Annotated in this window: 5 protein-coding genes; all 5 read right to left on the bottom strand. The window is 71.6% G+C overall.

Annotated elements, in window-relative coordinates:
* Positions 1–170: 170 nt before the first annotated feature.
* A complete protein-coding gene (locus ABD207_RS24470; protein WP_344015270.1) occupies positions 171–353 on the bottom strand; it encodes a hypothetical protein in 183 nt (60 codons plus the stop codon).
* Positions 354–447: 94 nt separating this feature from the next.
* Positions 448–1,395: an alpha/beta fold hydrolase gene (locus ABD207_RS24465; protein ID WP_344015268.1), complete on the bottom strand. Its 948-nt coding sequence runs from the start codon at positions 1,393–1,395 to the stop codon at positions 448–450.
* Positions 1,392–1,889: a phage holin family protein gene (locus tag ABD207_RS24460; RefSeq protein WP_344015266.1), complete on the bottom strand. Its 498-nt coding sequence runs from the start codon at positions 1,887–1,889 to the stop codon at positions 1,392–1,394. The genes ABD207_RS24465 and ABD207_RS24460 overlap by 4 nt, the downstream gene beginning before the upstream one ends.
* Before the next feature lie 102 nt (positions 1,890–1,991).
* A complete protein-coding gene (gene nhaA, locus ABD207_RS24455; RefSeq protein ID WP_344015265.1) occupies positions 1,992–3,431 on the bottom strand; it encodes a Na+/H+ antiporter NhaA in 1,440 nt (479 codons plus the stop codon).
* 287 nt (positions 3,432–3,718) lie between these two features.
* Positions 3,719–5,674 carry an acetate--CoA ligase gene (acs, locus tag ABD207_RS24450; RefSeq protein ID WP_344015264.1) on the bottom strand — a complete coding sequence of 652 codons (1,956 nt, stop codon included), beginning with the start codon at positions 5,672–5,674 and terminating at the stop codon, positions 3,719–3,721.
* Between the last annotated feature and the right edge of the window lie 437 nt (positions 5,675–6,111).

Genomic DNA, 6,111 nt, shown 5'->3' with positions numbered 1-6,111 from the left:
GCGGGGTGCGGCGTGCGGTGGCGCGCCGTGTGCCGCGTGCGGTGGCGCGTGCGGTGGCGCGTCGGGTGCCGCGTGCGGTGGCGCCTTGGGCGCCCCCCGTGCGGTGGCGCGTCGGGTGCCCCATGCGGTGGCGCCTCGGGCGCGGGGTGCCGGCAACGGGCGGGCGGCGGTCAGCCCTTGGGGTGGCGCAGGCGTACGGAGACCCAGCGGGCCCGGCGACGGAGGATGCGCGGGATCCCCACCCTGAGGTTCGTACCTGCCATCTGCGGTGCACCGCCTCGCTGGTGGGTACCGATACCGCCCGCCGAGCGGCGATTGCGGCTTGCGTCACTGTGGTCGTGCGTCCAGCCCATACCCCGACGTCTGCCCCCGCCCCAAGGTCGATAACCGCCTGACGCGTGCCCAATTGGCTTATGCGCGGGGCAAGTACGGGCAGCGTCCGATCGGTTACCGATCCGGCTCGGGATCCTTCAGCCAGTTGATCAGTTCTGTGGAGAAAGTGACCGGATCCTCCTCGTGGGGGAAGTGTCCGAGTCCGTCGAACAGCCGCCAGCGGTAGGGCGCCTCCACGTACTGTCCGGAGCCGGCCGCGCTGCGGGTGCGGATCACCGGGTCGAGCGAGCCGTGCAGATGCAGGGTGGGCACCCGGACCGGGCGCTTCATCCGCCGGTTGAACTGGAAGCCGTCCGGGCGGGCCAGCGAGCGCACCAGCCAGCGGTAGGGCTCGATGGCGCAGTGGGCGGTGGAGGGGATGCACATGGCCCGCCGGTAGACCTCCAGGGCCTTCTCGTCCGGCAGGCTCGGCCCCGACCAGTCCTGGATGAGCCGGGCGACCAGGGCCCCGTCGTCCGCGGTGAGCCGCCGCTCGGGGATCCAGGGCCGCTGGAACCCCCAGATGTGGGAGAGCGCGGCCGACTGCCGCACGTCGGCGAGCATCGCCGCGCGCCAGCGCCGCGGGTGCGGCATGGACACGACCGCGAGCCGCCGCACCAGCTTGGGACGCATCGCCGCCGCCGTCCACGCCAGGTATCCGCCCAGGTCGTGGCCGACCACCGCGGCGTCCGGCTCGCCCAGGGAGCGGATCACCCCGGTGAGGTCCAGGGCGAGGTTGGCCGGGTCGTAGCCGCGGGGTGTGCGGTCGCTGCCGCCCACGCCCCGCATGTCCATGGCGACGGCCCGGAACCCGGCTTCGGCCAGCGCGGTGAGCTGGTGCCGCCAGGTCCACCAGAACTGCGGGAAGCCGTGCAGCAGCAGCACCAGCGGTCCGTCACCCACTTCCGCGATGTGGAAACGGGCGCCATTGGCGGCGACATCCCGGTGGGTGACCTCGGCGCCGGGGACGTCGAGGCGTACGACCGAGGCGCTCTGCGCCGGGAAAGGGGCTGGGTCCGTCATGAGGACGAGCGTGCCACAGCCTCGATGGCCTCCGGAGCCCGGTCCTGCGGCAGTTCCTTGCGCTGCGGGCGCGGGTGCGGCCTGGCGTTCTGCAGCACGCCCGCCGTCTCCTTCACCGACGCGGCGACCTTCTGCGGGCCGCGGCCCTGCTTGGTCTTCTTGGCGAAGACCACGCCGATCAGTCCGAGCAGGCCGGCGATCAGCACGTTCGCCGCGAACGACAGCAGGAAGCAGACCGCGAGGTTCCAGCCGCTCCAGGTGCGGATGCCGTACGCCAGGGCGAAGTTGAGCATCGGCAGGGAGAACAGCAGCAGGACACCGGCCGCCATGAAGGCGCCGCCGCTGGTCGCGCCCCGCTTGACGTCCTGCCTGAGCTGCGCCTTCGCCAGCGCGATCTCGTCGTGCACCAGCGCCGACATCTCTGCCGTCGCGGTGGCGAACAGCTGTCCGATGCTGCGTTCGGCGCCGACCGGGCTGCCGTCGGGTGCGCTCATCGCGGTCTCCCTCTTCTGCCGACCGAGGTGCTGGCTCGTCTGCCGGCTCGTCTGCGTGCGGTGGTGACTTCTTCCGTCCCGCTTTTGTACCGTCTCGTCAGATCATGCCCGACGGTTCCCGTCCTCGCCTGCCCCGCCCGCCACTTCGGCAAGCCGCTCCCGTTCGGCGGCCTTCTCCTCGGCGAGCCGCCGGTGCTCGGCGGCCCTGCGCTCCAGCAGCTCGGCCATGCGCAGGTGGTACTCCGGGTCGTCCGCCTCGTGGACGTCCGGGACGCCGTCGTGGTCCTCGTCGCGCTCCTCCTCCTCGGCGAGCCTGCGGTAGGTGGCGTTGCGCAGCTTCAGCAGCACCGACGCCAGCAGGGTCGCCAGCAGCGAGCCGGTCAGGACGGCGGCCTTGACGCCGTCCGTCATCGCCGGATCCTCCTCGAAGGCGAGCTCGCCGATGAGCAGCGACACGGTGAAGCCGATCCCGGCGAGCACGGCCAGCGCGAACACGTCCGACCAGGCCAGGTCGTCGCTGAGCGAGGCCCGGGTGAAGCGGGCCGTCAGCCAGGTGCCGGCGAAGATGCCCACGGTCTTGCCGACGACCAGACCGAGCACCACACCCAGCGTCTCCGGGGTGGTGAACACCTTCCCGATCGCCTCGCCCGAGACGGCGACACCCGCGCTGAACAGCGCGAACAGCGGCACCGCCAGCCCCGCCGACAGCGGCCGCACCTGGTGCTCGATGCGCTCGCCCGGCGAGTGCTCCTCGCCCTCGCGGCGGTGGCAGCGCAGCATCAGGCCCATGGCGACACCGGCGATGGTGGCGTGGATGCCGCTGTTGTACATCAGCGCCCAGATCACCACCGCGAGCGGCACGTACACGTACCAGCCGCGCACCCCCGTGCGCAGCAGCAGCCAGAACACGGCCAGGCCGGCGAGCGCGCCGCCGAGCGCCGGGAAGTTCAGGGACTCGGTGAAGAACACCGCGATGATCAGGATGGCGAAGAGGTCGTCGACGACGGCCAGGGTGAGCAGGAAGGCGCGCAGGGCGCTCGGCAGGGAGGTGCCGATGACGGCGAGCACGGCGAGCGCGAAGGCGATGTCGGTCGCCGTGGGCACCGCCCAGCCGGCCAGCGATCCGCCGCCGGCGCCCGCGGTGATCGCGTAGACCACGGCCGGAGCCGCCATACCGCACAGCGCGGCGACGACCGGCAGCGCGGCTGCCCGCGGATCGCGCAGATCACCGGCGACCAGCTCGCGCTTCAGCTCGATCCCGGCCACGAAGAAGAAGACGGCGAGCAGCCCGTCGGCCGCCCAGTGCGCCACCGACAGATTCAGCCCCAGCGCCTCGGGGCCGAGATGGAAGTGGCTGACGCTCTCGTAGCTGTCGTGCAGGGCGGGGACGTTCGCCCAGATCAGCGCGGCGATCGCGGCGAGCAGCAGCAGCACGCCGCCGACGGTCTCGGTGCGCAGCGCGTCCGCGACGAAGTTCCGCTCGGGCAGCGAGAGCAGCCCGAAGACCTTGCGCGAGGAGGGGGTGCGGGACGGTGCGGACACGGCGGGGACCTCCGGTCGGGGGACAGCACGGAACACATGCCGACCAGACTTCCCGGCGCACCATGACGATCTTGGATCGTTGTCTTACGCACTCTCGAGCTTACCTGTGGACCTCGCACGGCGTGCGGGGCGGGGCGTCCGCACGCACGAGGGGGACGAGGAGCACGACGAGGACCACGAACGCAACGAGGACGACGAACGCCACGAGGACGAGTGAGGGCACCCGGCGTACGGAACGCGCCGGGTGCCCTCGCTGTCTCTCCTGCTCGGTTCTGCGGCCGGGTGGCTCAGTCCTCGCTGGGTGCCTGCGGCAGCTTCGCCTGGATGAGGTCCATGACGGTGCTGTCGGTCAGGGTGGTGACGTCGCCCAGCTGGCGGTTCTCCGCCACGTCGCGCAGCAGCCGGCGCATGATCTTGCCGGAGCGGGTCTTGGGCAGCTCCGCGACCGGCAGGATGCGCTTGGGCTTGGCGATCGGGCCGAGCGTGGCGCCGACGTGGTTGCGCAGCTCGGCGACCAGGTCCTCGGTCTCCGCCGCGCTGCCACGCAGGATCACGAAGGCGACGATCGCCTGACCGGTGGTCTCGTCGCTCGCGCCGACCACGGCCGCCTCGGCGACCGACGGGTGGGAGACCAGCGCGGACTCCACCTCGGTGGTGGAGATGTTGTGCCCGGAGACCAGCATCACGTCGTCGACCCGGCCGAGCAGCCAGATGTCGCCGTCGTCGTCCTTCTTGGCGCCGTCACCGGCGAAGTACTTGCCCTCGAAGCGGGACCAGTAGGTGTCGATGAACCGCTGGTCGTCGCCCCAGATGGTGCGCAGCATCGACGGCCACGGCTCGGTGAGGACCAGGTAGCCACCGCCGCCGTCGGGCACCGGGTTCGCCTCGTCGTCGACGACGGTCGCGGAGATGCCGGGCAGCGGGCGCTGCGCGGATCCCGGCTTGGCCTCGGTGACGCCGGGCAGCGGCGAGATCATCATGGCGCCGGTCTCGGTCTGCCACCAGGTGTCCACGACCGGCGTGCGGTCCGCGCCGATGTTCTTGCGGTACCAGATCCACGCCTCCGGGTTGATCGGCTCACCGACGGAGCCCAGCACGCGCAGGCTGGAGAGGTCGAACTTCGCGGGGATGTCGTCGCCCCACTTCATGAACGTCCGGATCGCGGTCGGCGCGGTGTAGAGGATCGTCACGCCGTACTTCTGCACGATCTCCCAGAAGCGGCCCTGGTGCGGGGTGTCGGGCGTGCCCTCGTACATGACCTGCGTGGCGCCGTTGGCCAGCGGGCCGTAGACGATGTACGAGTGCCCGGTGACCCAGCCGACGTCGGCCGTGCACCAGTAGACGTCGGTCTCCGGCTTGAGGTCGAAGACCGCCCAGTGCGTGTACGCGGTCTGGGTGAGGTAGCCGCCGGAGGTGTGCAGGATGCCCTTCGGCTTACCCGTGGTGCCCGAGGTGTAGAGGATGAACAGCGGGTGCTCCGCCTCGAACGCCTCCGGCGTGTGCTCGGTGCTCTGGCGGTCGACCAGGTCGTGCCACCACACGTCGCGGCCCTCGGTCCAGGCGACCTCCTGGCCGGTGCGGCGGACGACGAGGACGTGCTCGACCCGGTCCACCCGGTTGATGGCCTCGTCCACGGCCGGCTTGAGCGCGGAGGGCTTGCCCCGCCGGTAGCCGCCGTCGGCGGTGATGACGACGCGCGCGTCGGCGTCCTCGATCCGGGTGGCGAGCGCGTCCGCCGAGAAGCCGCCGAAGACCACCGAGTGGGCGGCGCCGATGCGGGCGCAGGCCAGCATCGCGATGGCGGTCTCCGGGATCATCGGCATGTAGACGGCGACCCGGTCGCCCTTGCGGACCCCCAGCTCCAGCAGGGCGTTGGCGGCCTTGGAGACCTCGTCCTTGAGCTGGGCGTAGGTGATGGCGCGGCTGTCGCCGGGCTCGCCCTCGAAGTGGATGGCGACCCGGTCCCCGTGACCGGCCTCCACATGCCGGTCGACGCAGTTGTAGGCGACGTTGAGCTCGCCGTCCTTGAACCACTTGGCGAACGGCGGGTTCGACCAGTCGAGGGTCTCGGTGGGCTCCTTGGCCCAGGTCAGTCGGCGGGCCTGCTCGGCCCAGAAACCGAGCCTGTCAGCCTTGGCCTGTTCGTACGCCTCAGCCGTGACGTTGGCGTTCGCGGCCAGGTCAGCGGGCGGCGCGAAGCGACGCTCCTCCCTCAAAAGGTTGGCCAGGCTCTCATTGCTCACGGCATCTGCCTTTCCCAGGGTGTCCGTTCAGGGTGTCCGTTGTGTCCCAGGCCACAGCTCATCAGACGCGAGGGTGCGCTGACAAGGGTCGACGGCACATTGGTTTAGACCTATCCGGGTGTGCGGCCTGCTTGCTGTGCTCCGGTCTCGCGGCTCGGACCGGTGTGCCCGGTCATCCCTTCCCACGTGCGGCGGAGCAAGCCGGTTCAAGGGGTGTAACGCCCCTCACACCGGACGGTCGGGACGGACACCCGGACGGATGCCCTCCGCCCGCCCCGAGGGTCACGCCCGGACGGGCGGGGCGGACGCGCTCGGAGGGGCCCGGCGGCCACGCTCGGAGGGGCCGGGCGGCCACGCTCGGAGGGGCCGGGCGGACGCGCTCGGAGGGGCCGGGCGGACGCGCTCGGAGGGGCGGGGCGGCCACGCTCGGAGGGGCC

Source organism: Streptomyces thermospinosisporus (assembly GCF_039526425.1).
Lineage (GTDB): Bacteria > Actinomycetota > Actinomycetes > Streptomycetales > Streptomycetaceae > Streptomyces > Streptomyces thermocarboxydovorans.
Note: the sequence above shows the minus strand (reverse complement) of the source record. Positions and strands in the feature narration are given on the sequence as shown.